Source organism: Bacteroides sp. Marseille-P8574 (genome assembly GCF_902825465.1).
Lineage (GTDB): Bacteria > Bacteroidota > Bacteroidia > Bacteroidales > Bacteroidaceae > Bacteroides > Bacteroides uniformis.
In genome coordinates, this window is record NZ_CADEBE010000001.1 from 94490 (window position 1) to 111756 (window position 17267).

At 41.9% G+C, this 17267-nt stretch carries 20 protein-coding genes; 5 read left to right on the forward strand and 15 right to left on the reverse strand.

From position 1 onward, the window contains the following. Positions 1-7 precede the first annotated feature (7 nt). From HUX74_RS00390 to HUX74_RS20895, 10 genes are all read right to left on the reverse strand, one after another. Entirely contained in the window at positions 8-1234 is a 1227-nt protein-coding gene (locus HUX74_RS00390; RefSeq protein WP_174646008.1) for a glycosyltransferase, read from the reverse strand. 20 nt (positions 1235-1254) lie between these two features. Beyond that, positions 1255-2799 carry a hypothetical protein gene (locus tag HUX74_RS00395; RefSeq protein ID WP_174646009.1) on the reverse strand — a complete coding sequence of 515 codons (1545 nt, stop codon included), beginning with the start codon at positions 2797-2799 and terminating at the stop codon, positions 1255-1257. Then, the gene (locus tag HUX74_RS00400; protein ID WP_174646010.1) at positions 2789-4036 is read right to left on the reverse strand and encodes a hypothetical protein; all 1248 of its coding nucleotides are present in this window, start codon (positions 4034-4036) and stop codon (positions 2789-2791) included. Before HUX74_RS00400 ends, HUX74_RS00395 begins: the two co-directional genes overlap by 11 nt. 1 nt (position 4037) lies before the next feature. Beyond that, positions 4038-4946, reverse strand: coding sequence for an NAD(P)-dependent oxidoreductase (locus HUX74_RS00405; RefSeq protein ID WP_174646011.1), 909 nt, complete (start codon positions 4944-4946; stop codon positions 4038-4040). A 15-nt stretch (positions 4947-4961) separates the two neighbouring features. Beyond that, the gene (locus HUX74_RS00410) at positions 4962-5390 is read right to left on the reverse strand and encodes a dTDP-4-dehydrorhamnose 3,5-epimerase (RefSeq protein WP_174646012.1); all 429 of its coding nucleotides are present in this window, start codon (positions 5388-5390) and stop codon (positions 4962-4964) included. A gap of 1 nt (position 5391) precedes the next feature. Next, positions 5392-6492 (reverse strand): CDP-glucose 4,6-dehydratase, encoded by a 1101-nt coding sequence (gene rfbG, locus HUX74_RS00415; protein WP_174646013.1) that lies wholly within the window; start codon positions 6490-6492, stop codon positions 5392-5394. Between the two features lie 18 nt (positions 6493-6510). Beyond that, positions 6511-7284 (reverse strand): glucose-1-phosphate cytidylyltransferase, encoded by a 774-nt coding sequence (gene rfbF, locus HUX74_RS00420; RefSeq protein WP_174646729.1) that lies wholly within the window; start codon positions 7282-7284, stop codon positions 6511-6513. 548 nt (positions 7285-7832) lie between these two features. After that, complete coding sequence (locus HUX74_RS00425; protein ID WP_174646014.1) at positions 7833-8078, reverse strand: glycosyltransferase; 246 nt, start codon at positions 8076-8078, stop codon at positions 7833-7835. Next, the gene (locus HUX74_RS00430; RefSeq protein ID WP_342673096.1) at positions 8075-8272 is read right to left on the reverse strand and encodes a glycosyltransferase family 2 protein; all 198 of its coding nucleotides are present in this window, start codon (positions 8270-8272) and stop codon (positions 8075-8077) included. The genes HUX74_RS00425 and HUX74_RS00430 overlap by 4 nt, the downstream gene beginning before the upstream one ends. A gap of 321 nt (positions 8273-8593) precedes the next feature. After that, positions 8594-8716 (reverse strand): hypothetical protein, encoded by a 123-nt coding sequence (locus HUX74_RS20895; protein WP_255343536.1) that lies wholly within the window; start codon positions 8714-8716, stop codon positions 8594-8596. Positions 8717-9005: 289 nt separating this feature from the next. Here HUX74_RS20895 and HUX74_RS00435 point away from each other — a divergent pair, with 289 nt between their 5' ends. Next, positions 9006-9638, forward strand: coding sequence for a BT4734/BF3469 family protein (locus HUX74_RS00435; RefSeq protein ID WP_174646016.1), 633 nt, complete (start codon positions 9006-9008; stop codon positions 9636-9638). A gap of 51 nt (positions 9639-9689) precedes the next feature. Beyond that, entirely contained in the window at positions 9690-11465 is a 1776-nt protein-coding gene (locus tag HUX74_RS00440; RefSeq protein WP_174646017.1) for a DUF3987 domain-containing protein, read from the forward strand. A 124-nt stretch (positions 11466-11589) separates the two neighbouring features. On the opposite strand, the gene HUX74_RS00445 is transcribed toward HUX74_RS00440, so the two are convergent. Beyond that, a complete protein-coding gene (locus HUX74_RS00445) occupies positions 11590-11808 on the reverse strand; it encodes a DUF4248 domain-containing protein (RefSeq protein ID WP_174646018.1) in 219 nt (72 codons plus the stop codon). Between the two features lie 208 nt (positions 11809-12016). Here HUX74_RS00445 and HUX74_RS00450 point away from each other — a divergent pair, with 208 nt between their 5' ends. The 3 genes from HUX74_RS00450 to HUX74_RS00460 are packed head-to-tail and all read left to right on the forward strand — an operon-like array spanning position 12017 to position 13065. Next, on the forward strand, positions 12017-12502 hold the full coding sequence (locus tag HUX74_RS00450) for a DNA-binding protein (protein WP_005829481.1): 486 nt from the start codon (positions 12017-12019) through the stop codon (positions 12500-12502). A gap of 39 nt (positions 12503-12541) precedes the next feature. Then, positions 12542-12649, forward strand: a complete 108-nt coding sequence (locus HUX74_RS00455; RefSeq protein WP_005829485.1) for a smalltalk protein — start codon at positions 12542-12544, stop codon at positions 12647-12649. A 2-nt stretch (positions 12650-12651) separates the two neighbouring features. Beyond that, entirely contained in the window at positions 12652-13065 is a 414-nt protein-coding gene (locus HUX74_RS00460; RefSeq protein WP_034525799.1) for an N-acetylmuramoyl-L-alanine amidase, read from the forward strand. A 137-nt stretch (positions 13066-13202) separates the two neighbouring features. Here HUX74_RS00460 and pseI read toward each other — a convergent pair whose 3' ends face one another. Genes pseI through pseG form a run of 4 tightly spaced genes read right to left on the reverse strand, consistent with a single transcriptional unit; the run spans position 13203 to position 17266 of the window. Then, positions 13203-14219, reverse strand: a complete 1017-nt coding sequence (gene pseI / locus HUX74_RS00465) for a pseudaminic acid synthase (protein ID WP_174646019.1) — start codon at positions 14217-14219, stop codon at positions 13203-13205. Positions 14220-14226: 7 nt separating this feature from the next. Continuing rightward, positions 14227-15366 (reverse strand): ATP-grasp domain-containing protein, encoded by a 1140-nt coding sequence (locus tag HUX74_RS00470; protein WP_005829494.1) that lies wholly within the window; start codon positions 15364-15366, stop codon positions 14227-14229. Next, on the reverse strand, positions 15363-16298 hold the full coding sequence (locus HUX74_RS20605) for a hypothetical protein (protein WP_254592818.1): 936 nt from the start codon (positions 16296-16298) through the stop codon (positions 15363-15365). The genes HUX74_RS00470 and HUX74_RS20605 overlap by 4 nt, the downstream gene beginning before the upstream one ends. Continuing rightward, positions 16289-17266 carry a UDP-2,4-diacetamido-2,4,6-trideoxy-beta-L-altropyranose hydrolase gene (gene pseG, locus HUX74_RS00480; RefSeq protein ID WP_174646020.1) on the reverse strand — a complete coding sequence of 326 codons (978 nt, stop codon included), beginning with the start codon at positions 17264-17266 and terminating at the stop codon, positions 16289-16291. The genes HUX74_RS20605 and pseG overlap by 10 nt, the downstream gene beginning before the upstream one ends. Between the last annotated feature and the right edge of the window lies 1 nt (position 17267).

The following is a 17267-nucleotide window of genomic DNA, read 5'->3' on the forward strand; positions in this document are numbered from 1 at the left end:
TTTTATTTTAGCTTTTTGAATATATTTCCAAGAGCTTCCGTTCGTAAATTTTCGGAGAAAAAAACTCTTCGTATCTTACTTGTGCATTTTTGCCCCAGATGTTGTTGCAATGGCTCATCTCTATCAAAACATGGACGAGATTGTCAACAATAGTCTGCTCGTTAGGCTCAATAAGGATACCTGAAACTCCCGACTCAATTTCCTCTTGAATACCAGCAAAGTTAGTAGCAACAATGGGCTTACCTAGTTTCATCGCAGATAATATTACCAATGGCATATCTTCATTGGCAACTGATGGTAATGCGAATATGTCAGCAGCATTGATGAAATCTATCGGGTTGTTACAATAGCCCGTGAAAGTTACCATCCCCCCCATATTCTTACTCTTTACCATCTCCTTCAGAACCTGTTCATCCTCGCCAGAGCCAGATAAAATCAGATGAAGTTTGGAGCCCAATAAAGAAGTCTCTTCTTTAATTTTTTCAATCGCCTCAATAAGAAAACGCTGTCCTTTTCTATACTGCAAAAAGGCAAGTTCGAGAACTACTATTTTGTCACTAGATATTCCATAGCTCGACAATAATTCCTCCCTACTAATCTTTATGGACTCTTCTTTCACTGCATTAGGCACAATCGATATTTTATTATTATCAAAGTGCCTGTTTACAAGCAAACTATGCTTGGCCAGCTTTGAGGCAACAATAAAGCAAGATACCTTTTGACTGATGAATCGATCTACGTATGGTTCGAAGAAACGCTGTTTTACAGCCTGATTATTCACATGCATCACGCATTTCCTATGTAAAAGTGAAGCTATGAATACCATGATACGGCAATTGACACTTGCAGGATAACCTCCATTATTGATATGAATTAAATCAGGTCTCATTCTGATTACATAGATCAAAAGAACTATAAAGTTATAGACAATCTTTAATCCTGTCTTCTTAAATAGCCAAAATGGAAATTTAAATGTCATCTTTAATAGCTTTGGAAGCTGTGACATATGTATTCGAATATATAGCTCATTACAATATATAGGTGCCGAAGTAAATATGGAATCATATTGATCACCATAATCTCTGACTAAACCGTCATGCATCGGTTTATTATATCCATAAAGAGCACTCACGATATAGTTATCTCTAATAAGTTTACTCGTAAGCACAGTATACATCAGCCTCTCACTGCCACCATAAATCTCGTTATCTAGAAATACTACTAACCTTTCCATGACATTGCGAAATCAAAAAACTATTTATTGCGCTTCATAACAGAAGCACTGACTGCAAAAACACGTTCTCTAAACAATCTATTTATCAATAGATTCAGTCCCCACACAGCAGCAGAGATACCCATTACGCATACCATTACGAACAATAAATCAATTCTGGCTGCTCCAAATGGAATACAATGATAAGCGATTAATGAAAGTATTAAAGCTGGAATAGCACTATATATGACAGGCCATAGAAAAAGTATATTCATATACTTCCAAAAGCCAATCTGAATATTTGACAGTGAAAACAATATACATACAAAAGCTGAGATAACAAATGACAGCAATTTACTGAACGCAAATGAACGAAGCCCATAAGTATCTATCAATAAATAAATTACGATCCAGTATACCACTGGTACAATCATACTTACAATTGATATTGCTTTAACTTGTTTCAATGCCGTTTGCAAGAATGATAATGGATAGGTAATATAAGCAAGTAAAAAGCATCCAACCAATAACTGAAACACCAAAACAGAAGAAGTATAATCATCCCCCACCCATGCAAATACAAAAGGCTTAGCTAAACACATAAGTGCTATTAAAGGAGGAATAAACAAAACTGAAGAAAACGAAATCAAAGTTTTACAAAATGAAGCCAACCCCTGAAAGTCAGATTCGCCAACGAAATAGTTGAATCTCACATTATAGGGAGAAAAGAAGATTGCAAAAGCAGATCGAATGAATGAGGCTATTGAGAAAGCAATTGCATAATATGCCACAGCCTGGACGCCTAAGAATTTACCGATAGCCAAAGAGTCTAACTCATAATATAAAATCCATGACACACAAGCTAAAATTCCACTGAAAGCTAAACTCTTCATCTTTCTGAAAACAACTTTGTTATATCTGCAAACACGAAAAATAGATATGAATCCATAAGAAAATTCTTTAGATTTCCAAAGCATATACACAGCCGCGCAGCACAAGACGATCTGTGAAAACCCATAGTATCCTACTATATCATATCTACCATTGAAAAAGACAAGAGGAACAGACGCTATTCTTACCAATGCCCCCAATATTTGTACCTTTTGGACTTTATAGTCCAATAGTCTGACATTATATATTAGAAATACATATTTCTGGACAACATAAACCGGGATACTCAGTGATAAAATTAAAAGCAGCTTTTGGGCAATATAAAATTCCTCAGAACCAGGATTTATTCCTGACAGAATGATGCATGGATTATAAGAAAAGCAAAGAAAGAGCAAAAGCATCACAGATGCTATAAAAGAATAAACAAAAGTAGCCTGCCCTACATACGACTTTTCTTCTTCGATTTTTCCACTTACAAAACACTCCGACGCAAATTTAGTACCAGCATTTATAAAGCCCAAATCAGCATATGACAAAAAGATAGTCATACCCACACATAAACTATAAACGCCATAAACGTCCGGCATGGAGCTTAATGATGGAACAACTATAAAAAGAGAAACAAAACTAAGCACAAAAGAAATCGCCTGCCACATATATATCTTCAAGTATTTCAAGGAATAGCTATTTTCCATTGGGCAGTAGTTCTTTTATTTTGGACATATCAACAACCGAATTAATATATTTATCAATCAGTGCATGTGATGCTACAATGTTATGCTGCAAATGCTCCACCAATTCACTCACCGATTTCGCAATGGGCATTTCTTCTTCACTACCATCAAAGGGAGGAGCGGTATCATATCCCATAATTATATGGGGCTCAAAAGCAAAAAAAGGAATACCGCATAGGAAGGCGTCGAACATGACTGTGGAAGCAGGAGATACGATGGCCGTTTTATCTGACAAGCAATCCATCAAAGACTTGTCATCTAATGTATAAAAGTCAAAATCAACAAACTTTTTATACCACTCTCCGTTTTCCGACGGATGAAGTCTCAGCACAGCTTTATTAACACCTACTCGCTTGAGCGCTTCTTCTACCATATAAATATAATCAATCGAAAAACCTCTATTCTCAATCGGACGTTTTACGCTGTCACTTGGCGCACCGGGAATTGCGCGACTTAGAACCAACACATTATCAAAAGAAGCAGGATGAATGTCTGGAAATTTTCTGCCAGAATATTTTGCATTGCCCATTACAATCACTTTATTTGCATTAACTCCGGCATTAACACACAATTCTTTCATCCTGTTACCCCATACACATAAATAATCTGCTCTATTATTATCTATAGCATTGTAAGAACCGGCAGGCAGTCCATGCAGATATATCATTGATTTAACACCCACATTTTTGCAGGCAGATATCGCAATTCTATTTATTGCAGTCATATCATTTGCAAAAATCACAAGTTTTATATGATAACGTTGAAGAAAATTCTCAAAAAATGAACGGAAATTGTAAACTCTATCTATGAAATGTTCGCTTAATAAAAAATTAAAGTCACCATAATCAAACCCATTTGCCACCGCAGCATATTCAGTGCTTAGTCTGAACCCCGGATCAGCATGCCAAGGAAGCATACACACCTTATAACCATCTTCCGTTAGTTTGTCATTGATTCCCCAGTTTGCGTAAGCTTCTGATAAGATAGCTCCATCAAAATTAATATTGCTAACTTTCCGCTTGAATGAAGCCAAATAATTACGGATGCGATATTTCAACTGTCGTTTGTGTCCAAATGGCGTTTTAAAGTGATTACCAAAGTAATAAACACGTGCATCCAACTCGTATTGTATCCAATCGAGATATTCGGTTCGATTTGGATACACCTCGAATAATGTATCTATATAAGTATGTGCCATACTATCGTTTGTTCAAATAGCGTTCTATTCCTACTTTCAGCTCAATCTGCGCTTTCCATTGGATTAATTCTATATTCTTGGCTATAGGAGCTACTGCATACATTGTGTCTCTATCTCGATAGGCTCTAGCCCCCCAATTGATATTACAACGGCGTTTGGACACCGATTCAATAATCTTTGCAACCTCCCTGACAGTTGTACCCCGACCTGTGCCAAGATGAAAGTCTTCTCCGTTTTTCTCTAACATACAAAAAGAACTATGATTCAGAATTACATAGATAAGGAATCGAGAAATATCATCCACATGAATAAAATCAAGGATTTGTTCTCCTGCCGTCATCTCTATTGCCGCGGGTGCATCCAGTGATTCAATGATGTAATCCATCAAACGCTTCACTGTAGAATTGCCTCCATACACAGTATAGGGTACTGCTGTAATATATTTGAATGCATATAATCCGGCATAATAATTCAAGAAAGTTCGGAATGCAGTCTTTGTAGCCGAATAAAGGTATGCACTATCAAACTGCTGCACCCCTAATCTATATTCAGCAAAAGAACCGGTGTTTACAAACAATTTTAGCGAAGGACAATTAGACAGTACAGACAGTAACTGAACTCCATAAGTAATATTTGAAGCAATTAAGGAATCTATTATCCGGATGTCATTGTCGGCAGTGCTCAATGCTGCCAAATGAATCACTATATTAGGATTAAAAGCCCTTACCATGTCCCAATTGTCCGCAGACGTATGTACAAAGTTAGTAAACCTATCCTGAGGAAACAATAACTCAGCCTTTTCTACAGAACGATTCAGTGTCAGAACTTCAACATCCGGACAAGCAGAACAAAGCTGCGGTAATAGGTTCTGACCGATAAAGCCCGTAGCACCGGTGATAAGAATCTTCATAATAATTGAGAGGGATTAGAAATTATAAGGGATATCGCAGAGAGCTACGCGACTGGCTTCCTCAGGGTCGTGAGGTTCGGGAATAATATCCATAAGCATGGAAACACCTTTGCCTACTCCGTAGAATGCCATCCAAAGACCCGGAGCCACTGTCAGGCGTTGGTAGTTGAATTCTGGAGATAGAATGATTTCTTTAAACCTACCTTTCGTTGTACTACCTTCACGATCATCATAAACTACGAACTTAACCGCACCTATAGGAACAATAAGATTCAGTGTCATACGATTGTGGCGTTTCCAACCTTTAGCCTGCCCTTGCTCAATTTGAGAAAAGTATGCTTCACCAAAGCCACAATATCCTTCGTCAGTAAACTTCATGGCATGGTAAATATCGCCTTTAGGCACCGTGATATGTTTTAAGGGGTGCAATGTTACGCCTTCCATACTATTCCGCCCAATTAAGTCCCTGCTTTTTTGCAGAATCTACGTATGCCTCAATCTGCTTTACAGTAAGAGCATACATATCTTCGTAACAGTCAATATAGAAAGCCTTGTACCAATCAGCAATAAACTTTACACACTCTTCATAATGGAGGGTAGAATGCCAATTGAGATAAACAAGAGCTTTATCACAGTTAAGTTTAAGTAGAGTAGCTTCTTTAAAAGGGACATTACCTGTCAACTTAGCAGCTTGATCTTTATCCAACCCCCACAATGTAGCCAAATCCTGTACCAATTCAAATACAGTCTTGGTTTGCTCTGCACGGGGACCAAAGTTGAAAGGCTCGCCGTTCTCTACCTTACCTTCATAAAGATACTGGCCCAGATTTAAATAGCCACTCAAGGGCTCCAATACATGCTGCCAAGGACGAGTTGCCTTCGGACTCCGGATTTCCACAGTTTCTTGATTCGAGAAAGCTTTTACACAATCTACAATAATACGGTCTTTGGCCCAATCGCCACCACCTATCACGTTGCCTGCACGGGCAACACCCAATTTAATATTAGGCATAGACTGAATAAATGAATTCCAATAACATTTGATGGTGAGTTCAGCTGCTCCTTTAGAACCTGAATATACATCCTTACCACCTACTGCATCGGTCTCACGATAACCCCATATCCATTCTACATTGTCGTAAGCCTTATCACTGGTAAGAAGTACACAAGTACACTCCCAAGTAATATTACGGATGGCTTCAAGCACGGAAGCAGTACCTACTACATTGGTTGTAATGGTATCGAAAGGCTCTTTATAAGAAGTAGAGACGATAGCTTGTGCAGCCAAATGGAAAAGAAAGTCTGGTTTTACCCACTGCACATAATCGTTCATCTCCTCACGATTGCGAATATCACCAAAATGGTGATGAATTTTTTTGTCCAATCCCAGTGTTTCAAACATCGAGGGGCTGGTAGGTACGTCGTTAGAGTAGCCATAAACCTCAGCACCCACCATGAGCAACCATGCAGAGAGCCAACTACCTTTGAAACCTGTATTACCGGTCACAAGGACTTTCTTACCTTTATATACATTATTAAATGCCATATTATTAATCGTTACTAATTATTTCCAGATTTTCCAAGGTGCATTTCCCGTGGACCAAAGTTTCTCTAAATGTTGTTTCTCGCGCAGAGTGTCCATACATTGCCAAAAGCCATGATGAACAAAAGCCTTTAATTCCGATTCGGAGACTAATTGCTTCAGAGGTTCTTGCTCAAACACCGTGTTATCTCCTTCAATATATTCAAACACTGAAGGTTCTAATACGAAAAAACCAATATTAATCAGATTGCCATCTAAATCAGACTTTTCTCTGAAAGCTTTGACTGTTCCATCTTTTATATCTAATACACCTTTATTTTGACCGAAATTATATACCGAAACAGTGGCTAATTTACCATGACTCTTATGAAAATCCAGCAACTCCTTAAGGTTTACATCGCCCACTGCATCTCCGTAATTAAGCATGAAGGACTCATTTCCCACATAGTCTTTTACTCTCTTGATTCTTCCACCGGTCATTGTGCCAAGCCCCGTATCAATAACCGTTACCTTCCACGGCTCAATATGCTTTTGATGCACAATCACTTCATTGCCATTTGTAAAATCAAAAGTAATATCCGATGTATGAAGGAAGTAGTCAGAAAACCATTCTTTAATCTTATGCTGCTTATATCCGGCACAGATTATAAACTCATTAACTCCATAGTATGAATATACTTTCATCAAATGCCACAAAATAGGCATCCCACCTATTTCTATCATAGGCTTAGGCTTGTAAACAGACTCTTCAGATATTCGAGTACCGAATCCGCCAGCAAGAATAACAACTTTCATATTGATTTTATTATTTGTTTTATATCTAAGAAGACTTCTTTTAGTTAAAGCATTGATGGGAATAATTGTAAAGTAGATAAGCCTATATTTAAGGGATAATTTCTTCAATAAATAAGGATTTTTAGAAAAATCCGGAACCAGCTTGCAGAGCTCACAATATCCCCTTTTTATATACTGATATGCAGGTGAGGTAAAATATTGAAATGCCATCTGAGTGGTGGAATAGTATGCAAGAAAAATATAGCGATAATCACATTCTGGTTTATAGTCATTATAGAAGCCATGAAAGAAACATGGCTGAAGTTTCTAAACAGTCAGACAGCTTCTTTAAATCGCTGACTCTGGTAGAACTTTGATGGCTACAACGATTAATAGTAGTAGACCCGGACTATAGATTTTATAGTCTTACTATGCAACAAAGTCAAAGTACCAATAGCATTATCCTCATATACAATACCTTCTGGAAATCTAATTCTGTTCTTTTCCAAGATAGACCTTCTGACTATTCCTCCCCACAAACGAGTTCCATCAACGATAAATCTTTTTTGCTACTCATCACGTTCAAGAGTAAGCATTGAAAAGTTATCCTCTTTTATATATTGCTCATCATCGCTATAACATCTTGAAAATTTGCCTCTTACCATATCAGCATTAGTCTCTATCACTAACTGATACATATCTTCAGCCAGATGTATGTCTACAAAGTCATCACTATCTACAAATGAGAGAAATTCACCGACATCAATATCCAATGCCCGATTTCTGGCTCCTCCTTGTTTGATATTTTCACTCAAGCAATTACTTTCACCCGCTTGTCATTCGCCTCATATTCGCGCAGGATAGCAAGAGAATTATCAGTTGAGCAATCATCCACGCAGATTATCTCAATATCTGCGAGGGGTTGCTGAACTATTGGCTCCATACATTTGCGAAGATAATTCTCCACATTGTATACAGGTAATATAAAACTTATTTTGGGCATAATCATTTACGTATAATAAACAGATTAATTCTATAATTTATTTAAAGAAAAACTCCTCTATCCTATTATCAATACAACGCTCATTCATCCATTCGCCAAATCTTTTTTCCGGATCATCAGCAACACATCCAGCCATTCACGAAGCATAATGCTTTTGATATTGCCTTCATCAAAATACTCCAAATACCAATATAAAAGAGACTGAAAACTAGGAAGCCTCACGCTTCAAATTTCTTTTGAGTTGTTGAAAAACGAACATCTCAATATTCATATTTGAATGTTATTCTTGTATTTACCTTTTTAGTATTCAAATCAGAGCGCCTTCTCTTACTCCCTCTTTCTCACCTTCAGCCATTCCTCCAGCCACTCATTCACCATCTGCCTGATTTCATCATCCTCCAAATCCATGGAGTAGTAATAAAAAAGTGACTGATAAGCACTTAATCTCACATCCAGCCCTTTTTTATTTTTCCATACGTAGTTGTACAAATATGGGCTTCTTTGGCAAGAGTATTAATATTCAAGTCTTTCTCTTTACGCCATTTCTCAAATAAAGCACCCAGTATAGGGTGGTCACTGTTTACATTCATCGTCGTCTTGTATTATGTTATCAGAATTAAAAAAGTACATGTTATTAAACGTTATTTTAGGTTTCTCACGTTTAAAATATTTTCCATATACAGAAAATATTTAATGAGAAAAGAGCCCTAACTTCGCACAAAATCTTTAAAACAACAAAATGGAAAATCTATTCAAAATGTCACTTTTCATGCCGCCCATATCGCCGATAAAAGACGAAAATACCGGAAAAACCGTAAAAAGTGCCACACTCACCCCATTCAGGACAATGAGCATTGACGAAGTACACCGTCTTATCACCTCCGACCAGAGACTTGCCGAACTGACACTCGCCATAAGAAATGCCGCAGCACAAGGAGACGAAACTACCGCACGATTCCTCAAACAACAGACACTACCCTACGTCACTCCCTGCGGCGTATTCACCCGACGACGAAGCGACTCCCTCACGGAATCCTCCGGCCTGGTTGTAGTCGATATCGACCACCTTGAATCCGCAGAAGAAACGGAAAACTTACGACAACAACTATTCGATGACCCCTATTTATGCCCTGCGCTGGTGTTCATCAGCCCCACCGGACGGGGCGTAAAAGCGTTTGTTCCCTATCTTCACGGACAGAATCCTGCAGAAGGAATACAATGGGCCATGAATTACGTCCACTGCATGTATGACGCCGAAAACACACAACCCGGAAAAGGAGTGGACACTTCGGGGAAAGACCTCGTACGCGCCTGTTTCCTCTGCCATGACCCGAAAGCACTGCTCAGAAAAGTTGTGAACTTCGAATTATGAGTCATTGCAAATCACCGACTACAAATTACTAATTATAAATTACCAAATCCGATGGAACCACTATCTTCATTGCACCTTCTGGCCGAAGCAGTCAGAAATGCAGGAGCAGACATTGCTCCAACCTATCAAGAATATATACAACTGGCATTTGCCATTGCCACCGACTGCGGAGAAGCAGGACGGCATGATTTTTTAAGTCTGTGCAGCCTGTCGTCCAAGTACGACCGACGGGCAGCCGACAAGCTCTTCAGCAATGCCTTGAAGACCGGCCGTAACGACGTGCATCTGGGAACCGCCTTTCATCTGGCCGAGCTTTGCGGCGTGAAGATTCAGCATGAAGCCGCACCCGCCATTGGTACACTTGGTACACAAAGTTCACCCCTCTCTTCTACCTCACACACACGCGCACGCGAGGAAGAGTCCGCATCGGGCATTGAACCACTGTCTCCATTACCCACTTTCGACGAACACCTCCACTGGCCTTATCCCCTGAATCACATCATGAGCTGCGGAACCTCCCCCGCCCAATACGATGTACTGCTACTGGGTGCCATCACCGTATTGGGTGCCAGTATGGGAAAACACGTCCGATGTTCCTACGGAGGAAAAATGATGTCCCCCTGCCTGCAAACCTTTGTAGTAGCCCTACCTGCATCCGGCAAAGGAGTGCTCTCCTTGGTACGCCTGCTTGCCGAGCCCATTCACGATGAAATACGTGGGCAGGTAGACGAAAGCATGGCATGTTACCGCCGTGAAAAAGCAAAATACGACACACTGGGCAAGGAACGTGGAAAAACGGAGACTCCCGTAATGCCTCTCAACAAGATGTTCCTCATCTCGGGCAACAACACCGGAACCGGCATCCTGCAAAACCTGATGGACTCCGACGGTACCGAACTGATATGCGAAAGCGAAGCCGACACCATCTCCACCGCCATCGGTTCGGAATACGGACACTGGAGCGACACCATGCGCAAAGCCTTCGACCACGACCGACTGTCCTACAACCGGCGCACCGACCACGAATACCGAGAGGTAAAGAAAACTTATCTTTCCGTACTTCTGTCAGGCACCCCCTCACAAGTGAAACCCCTGATTCCCACTGCTGAGAACGGGCTCTTTTCCCGCCAGGTATTCTACTACATGCCTGCCATACATCATTGGCAAAACCAGTTCGACCGCAATGACAGCAATCTTGAAGATACCTTCAAGGCGCTGGGCATAGAATGGAAGGACAAACTGAAAACCATTGTCATGAACGGAATATTCACCCTTCACCTTACGGACGGACAGAAAGATGAATTCAACCGGCTCTTCTCCCGGCTTTTCATACGCTCCGGACTGGCCAACGGAAACGAGATGTCAAGCAGCGTGGCACGTCTGGCCATCAACATCTGCCGCATCATGGAAGTGGTGGCCATGCTCCGCGCAATGGAACAAGGGGAAATCACCGCCTCGCCTTACGTGTCGCCCGACCCTCACACAGCCACAGACAATCTGAAAGACCACATTGTCAGCCGATGGAATCTCCTCATTGCCTCCGATGACTTTCATGCCGTACTCTCACTGGCCGAAAGCCTTTACCGGCATACCACCCATATCCTCTCCTTCCTGCCCAACACCGAAGTGACAAGCCGCGGCAATGCCGACCGGGATGCGCTGGTAGACAGCATGGAAGAAGAATTCACACGGGCCTCTTTCCTGCAGAAAGCCGGAGAGATGGGCATCAAATCGGAAACCGCCTCCACCTGGCTCAAACGTATGCAGAAACACGGGCTGGTGGAAAATGTAGATGGCAAGGGAAACTACCGGAAACCAAAAGTCTGACATTCACTTCGCTTCACGCACACGTATGTGTGTGAGGCGAAAGGATGGATGAACCTCTGTACCAAGTGTACCAACCTCACCTTTACGATTCCCGACCTGACCTTTACGCCATCCAACCTCAGGTTTAAGGCTCTCCAAGTGTAGCCACTATCAGCCGCACTTGGGCAGGCGTATAAGAGCGGGAACGGGAAGAACCGCCCAAAGCGGAAAGTCCGTCACGCAAATCGGGACAAAGGTCTATCCAGTGTTTCAGTTTGCGGAAGGCAGCCTCCGGACAAAGATTGGGACAATAGATTTGGGCCAATTCGGTACGCCCGTATGTACGTATGACAAAAGAATCCATAGTTGACAGTTACGATTTATATTTCATCAAAAGTAACTATAAATCACGACATTATCAAACTTACAAGCGTAAATAACCGACTAAAACAGACCCAAACAGACGAGAACCTGCAAAAACCGGCAAACGCCCGTATCCACAGCCTTATCTTTGCATCGTTGAGTTCAACACAGCAAATGTTTTTATCCTTTAACTTCTAAATTTTAATTGTATGATTCGTTACAAAAAGTATCAAGTGACGGGCGAAGACAGCCCACTGAAAGGCCTCTGGTATGCACGCCCCGTAATCGAAGAAACCTTCGACATCGAAAAATTGGCCAAGCACATGTCCAATCACAACACCCCCTATTCGAGTGGTGTCATCAAGGGGGTACTGGCAGACATGGTTTCCTGCACCAAAGAATTGATTCTGGACGGCAAGAACGTGAAACTGGATGACCTTGCCATCTTCTCCGTAGGAATCGTCAGCAAGAAAGGGGCGCAATCCGCTGCCGACTTCTCGCTGGCCAACAACGTGAAGGGGCTGAAGCTCCGCGCCCGTGCCACCGGCGAACTGAGTAATGCCCAAATCAACCTGGATGGACAGCTGAAAGAATCTTCCCTGTACACCGTAGGCGGAAAAGCTCCTGATGGCAGTGGTTCCGACGGCGGTTCCGGAGGAAGTGACGGCAATCAGGGCGAGAATCCGTTAGGATGAGAATAATTACAAATTACTAATTATCAATTACCAATCATCATGAGTGAAGACAAAAAGTCAAAATCCGTGTGGGGCATTGTCCTCAAAGTAATCATCACCGTAGCTACCGCCATAGCGGGAGCTTTAGGTCTGGGCGCTTGCAAATAACCATGCGTACGATTACCCTGCTCATTGTTCATTGCTCAGCCACGCCTCAAGGCGTGGCCCTGGGCTTTGAGGATTGCCGCCGCGACCACATCCACCACCGCGGCTTCCGTGACATCGGCTATCATTTCTATCTGACCCGCAACGGCGAAATACACCGCGGCCGCCCGTTGGAAAAAATAGGTGCGCATTGCCTCAATCACAACCGCCATTCTATCGGCATCTGTTATGAAGGAGGACTGGATGCTGCAAGTTTTCCTGCCGATACCCGTACATTGGAACAGAAGGCTTCGTTACTGGCACTGCTACGTGAGTTGAAGCGTATCTTTCCACGGGCGCTGATTGTGGGGCACCATGACTTGAATCCGACGAAAGCGTGTCCGTGCTTCGATGCGGAAAAGGAGTATAGGGGGCTGTAAAAGGCTCCCTATAATCCTTTATTTGAGTCTTTATATTTCAAAACCTAAAGTAATCAACTTTTCCATATCCATTACCTACGAACAAAGATAGAAAAATAAATTCCAGACCTCTATTTTATCTTCTTATTTTTATCAGGCTAACCATTCACGTACTCCAATGCAAACCTCGTCCCTTTCTCCAAATCCCGGTTCACGTTCTTTCCCAATATATCTTTCAGATATTTGGGGTGCAGGCCGAAGCCCGGACGGACGGAGCGAACGTTCCGCTCCGTAATCACTTCTCCGGCCTTCATATCCTCAGCCACATAGAGAGAACGTGATGCGGAACGGCTACCTCTCATTTTCTCCGTCAATTCGTAAGTCGTTTTCCCCAAAGATAACTCAGCCATGCGCACATCTTTTACCATTTGGGCAAAATCTTTCTCTTCCATAGAAAAAGAACAATCCGGACCACCGATGGAACGATTCAAAATAAAGTGCTTTTCTATCATACTCGCACCTTGAGTAACCGCCACAATGGGAGAGACACTCCCCAGGGTATGGTCGGAAAGTCCACTTTTTACCTGGAAACGTTCTGCCAAATCACGAATCATACAAAGATTGGCTTCCTCAACTGGAGCCGGATAAGAAGAGGTACACTTAAGAACCGTAATATCATTATTTCCCATTCTGCGGCAAGCTTCAACAGCCAATTGAATATCTTCTTCGGTGGCTATGCCTGTAGCAAGTACCATCGGCTTATGCTTCGAAGCCGCGTATTCTATCAATGGAATATCCGTAATTTCGAAAGAAGCTATCTTAAAAACGGGACAGTCCAAAGCCTCAAGCATATCGACGGCTGTCTTATCAAAAGGAGAAGAAAAACAGATCAGTCCTTCTTCCTTGGCCACATGGAACAACTCTTCATGCCACTCCCAAGGAGTATAAGCCTGTTCATACAAATCATAAAAATATTGCCCGTCCCATATAGAGCCTTCATTAATTATAAAATCAGGCTTGTCACAGCGAAGCGTAATGGTATCAGCCCGATAGGTCTGCAACTTGACGGCATCGGCTCCGGCACGTTTTGCAGCCCTGACGGTTTCAATGGCTGTTTCTTTCTTACCGTTATGGTTGGCAGACATCTCAGCCACAATCATACACTTATCTCTCATGTCTTTACTATTTAATCGTCCTTAGAATACTTTCAAGCTCTTCCATACTATCAGTCTGAAGTATGATATACCCTAAACGGTCTAAAGAGTTTTTTATTTTTTTTTCAGAATAAGGTCTTATTTCAGACCGAAAAACAGCCGATGACCGGGAAGAGCTTAGAAAATCCACACAACGCTGATAGTTGAGCGGATTAAGGAACTGTACCGCTGAGCATTTTTCATGTTTGCGAAGGACATCAACGGGCAAACCAAGAGAACAGTTCACCAGATTTCTCAGCATATCTATCCCGGTTGACAATGGAACCAAATCAGAGGTTATATAATCTCCTCCAAGCCGGCAAGCAATTTCTATGATATAAGCGCCCGATTCATTCAGCTTTATTTCTGTATGCGAGGGGCAATTATTAAGTCCAATCAGGCAAAGTGCTTTTGATACGGTCTCCGAAACCAGCTCCCACTCCTGTTTCGTTATACGCGCCGGTTCAATGTGCGTATCTTCAACAAAGAAGCCTTCTGCCTCACCGATACAAAGTTTCTCCGTAATAGTGACAACGGTAGTTTTATTGTTTTGCGTATATGTTTCAACACTGAATTCACGGCCTGTTATAAAGCCCTCGACAATGGCCTTTCCGGTACGGGAATAACCGAGAGCTTCGGAAAAAGCAAGTACAAGTTCTTTATGATTTGTAACCTTTTTTACTCCGCGGCTTGCAGAGGAATCTACCGGTTTGACAATATATGGATAATCTTGCAATGTGCCCAAGTCCGTATCTTTATCACAAAGCATGAAAAATGGTACATCAATCCCGTTGGCCGCAAACATTTCCCTCTGCAAGTATTTGTTTGTACAGATTTTTGCGACCTCAGTGGACATGGACGGAAGCCCCAGCTGTTCCCCGACATAGGAAACCACATTTACAGGCGCGTCACTTGTAGTAAGTATGCCGTCAACAGAGTGACGTTTGGCACATTCCAAAACACCTTCCTTATCCATCGTGCTGACAAGAACCGGTTCCGAGGCGTACCCCATTCCCGGAGCATTCGCATCCATATCTGCGACTATGGTATGCAATCCCATATCGTTCGCCTTTCGGATGACAGGAACCTGCATTTCACCTGCGCCCAGTATCAATAATCTTTTATTCATATAACCGAATTTATCACATCACAGATCTTTCTTGCCTGTGCTTCACTGAACCGGAAATCATTAAACAAATTGACGATATGCTTCGCCTCCACTTCCGCAACAGGAGAAGAAACACCTTTGAACATGTATGAAACCGAAGGGAAATTAGTCCCGGCAAACAGACCGGCCTTGAATATTGCGTCAAGAACCTTCTGCCGGTTCTCAATGACAATCATGAACCTCCAGTTCTGGAAATCATCTCCCATCTGAATCGATTCAGGAAGCAGATTCCTGTATATCTTGTTTATTTTCTCTTTTTCCGCAATCACTTTTGGGAGCTTTCTTTCAATGATGTCAAAATATTCCTCATCGGTCATTTGCAAATTTGAGGCGTCCAGCCAAGGATAGTCAGCCGGAAGCATATATCTGACATTCTCCAGGAGACATTTCCTTATATATACCGAATGCTTTTGTTCACTAATGCTATCATACTGATAATCAACAACTTCGTACCCCCCCCTAAAACTTGCATAGCCACCATAGGAAAGTTCTATGAATTTGGCATATCCGGTACTGTAAAGGCAGAGATCCACATTTTCAGGCAAGGAATCTGCCAATTCGGGAATGCACAAGCAACAATCATCAATGATACAAAGATTTGGATCGAGACTTTTCACTGCCCGGTAAAATTCTTTGTTGTCATACTTTTTCCCGTAGGCATGCACAAATACAAGACCGGAATATTTTCCCGCCTCTATAGCTGTCAAACATTTCTCGGTTGACATGGCATGGCTTTCATCTATGTCTATAAACTCAAAACCGACACCTGCTTTTATAAACGACAGGGGCACTACAGGACACACATTTGCCGGCAATAAGAACGGTTTATCAAAATGGTTGCCAGACAGATAATTATACAATATGGCCGAAGCTCTTTGTGAAGTTACTTGCATATCAACAGACTTTTAAACGAATTGACAAACCGTTTGGGAATATCCGGAGTGATGGCATGTCTTTTACGAATGGCCATCTTATCCAAATTCTCAGCAACAAGAGTAAAGGCAGCGGCATCGGTATAATCACCCGCCCCCTGAATCAGCCCTTCACGCAAAAACATATAATAGTCGCGCTCCTGATTATCAACATAATACCCTCCTATAACAGGAGTTCCACAGGCCAATGCCTCATTCATCATCGTAGAGGCAGGCAATATGGCGACATCTACAGTACTAAACAAGTCTGCAATGGAACCGGCAGACAAATTCTTCTGATAGGTTACTTTGGGGTCATCAACCATATTCTCGGCTGCATACGAATCACCGACAATTGCCGTTATCTTCTTCACATTGTCTTTAGCTTTAATTGCATGAATGGTCTGATACGTCAAATTCAAGAAATCAGAACCACCAAAAGCCACCAATACATATAAACCTCCTGAATAATTGTTCCGTTTATTCTGCAGCGCAACATTGAAGAAAGGCCTCCTCAACAATGAAAATTGAAGCCCAAAGGCAAATTGAGTATATGGTTCGCACGAATAGTCATCACGCGTGTAACCCAATCCCTGATTGACTATAAGATCAGCCACATAGTGCTTGTCGTGCATATCATCCACACACACCAGACAGCAACCTTTTTGCTTGATGGCACGCTGGTAATCAGTAGTAAAGAAATAGTTGTCAAGTACCACAATTTCGTCACCTTGCAAAAGGGAAAGGAACTCATCATAATGTGATTCTTCCTGTAAGGGGATGAAAGGACATACCTTCTCCATCTCACTCACCTGATAAGGGGTAGGATGGCAAGTAAAGAAGGTACAATCAAAATCGTCCTTCAGCATATCGGCCAAAGCCAGAGTACGAATAAAGTGACCGTAGCCGATGGCAGCACTTGCATCGGCACGGAGATAGATTTTCTGCATT

Bases quoted from the DNA above. Each gene is read 5' to 3' on its own strand.
- HUX74_RS00440 (WP_174646017.1), top strand. From the start codon at position 9,690: ATGGAACCACTATCTTCATTGCACCTTCTGGCCGAAGCAGTCAGAAAT.
- rfbG (WP_174646013.1), bottom strand. From the start codon at position 6,492: ATGGCATTTAATAATGTATATAAAGGTAAGAAAGTCCTTGTGACCGGT.
- HUX74_RS00395 (WP_174646009.1), bottom strand. From the start codon at position 2,799: ATGGAAAATAGCTATTCCTTGAAATACTTGAAGATATATATGTGGCAG.
- HUX74_RS00410 (WP_174646012.1), bottom strand. From the start codon at position 5,390: ATGGAAGGCGTAACATTGCACCCCTTAAAACATATCACGGTGCCTAAA.
- HUX74_RS00435 (WP_174646016.1), top strand. From the start codon at position 9,006: ATGGAAAATCTATTCAAAATGTCACTTTTCATGCCGCCCATATCGCCG.
- HUX74_RS00400 (WP_174646010.1), bottom strand. From the start codon at position 4,036: ATGGCACATACTTATATAGATACATTATTCGAGGTGTATCCAAATCGA.
- HUX74_RS00460 (WP_034525799.1), top strand. From the start codon at position 12,652: ATGCGTACGATTACCCTGCTCATTGTTCATTGCTCAGCCACGCCTCAA.
- HUX74_RS00405 (WP_174646011.1), bottom strand. From the start codon at position 4,946: ATGAAGATTCTTATCACCGGTGCTACGGGCTTTATCGGTCAGAACCTA.
- HUX74_RS00445 (WP_174646018.1), bottom strand. From the start codon at position 11,808: ATGGATTCTTTTGTCATACGTACATACGGGCGTACCGAATTGGCCCAA.
- pseI (WP_174646019.1), bottom strand. From the start codon at position 14,219: ATGAGAGATAAGTGTATGATTGTGGCTGAGATGTCTGCCAACCATAAC.
- HUX74_RS00430 (WP_342673096.1), bottom strand. From the start codon at position 8,272: ATGATTATGCCCAAAATAAGTTTTATATTACCTGTATACAATGTGGAG.
- HUX74_RS20605 (WP_254592818.1), bottom strand. From the start codon at position 16,298: ATGCAAGTAACTTCACAAAGAGCTTCGGCCATATTGTATAATTATCTG.
- HUX74_RS00450 (WP_005829481.1), top strand. From the start codon at position 12,017: ATGATTCGTTACAAAAAGTATCAAGTGACGGGCGAAGACAGCCCACTG.
- rfbF (WP_174646729.1), bottom strand. From the start codon at position 7,284: ATGAAAGTTGTTATTCTTGCTGGCGGATTCGGTACTCGAATATCTGAA.
- pseG (WP_174646020.1), bottom strand. From the start codon at position 17,266: ATGCAGAAAATCTATCTCCGTGCCGATGCAAGTGCTGCCATCGGCTAC.
- HUX74_RS00455 (WP_005829485.1), top strand. From the start codon at position 12,542: ATGAGTGAAGACAAAAAGTCAAAATCCGTGTGGGGCATTGTCCTCAAA.
- HUX74_RS00470 (WP_005829494.1), bottom strand. From the start codon at position 15,366: ATGAATAAAAGATTATTGATACTGGGCGCAGGTGAAATGCAGGTTCCT.
- HUX74_RS00390 (WP_174646008.1), bottom strand. From the start codon at position 1,234: ATGGAAAGGTTAGTAGTATTTCTAGATAACGAGATTTATGGTGGCAGT.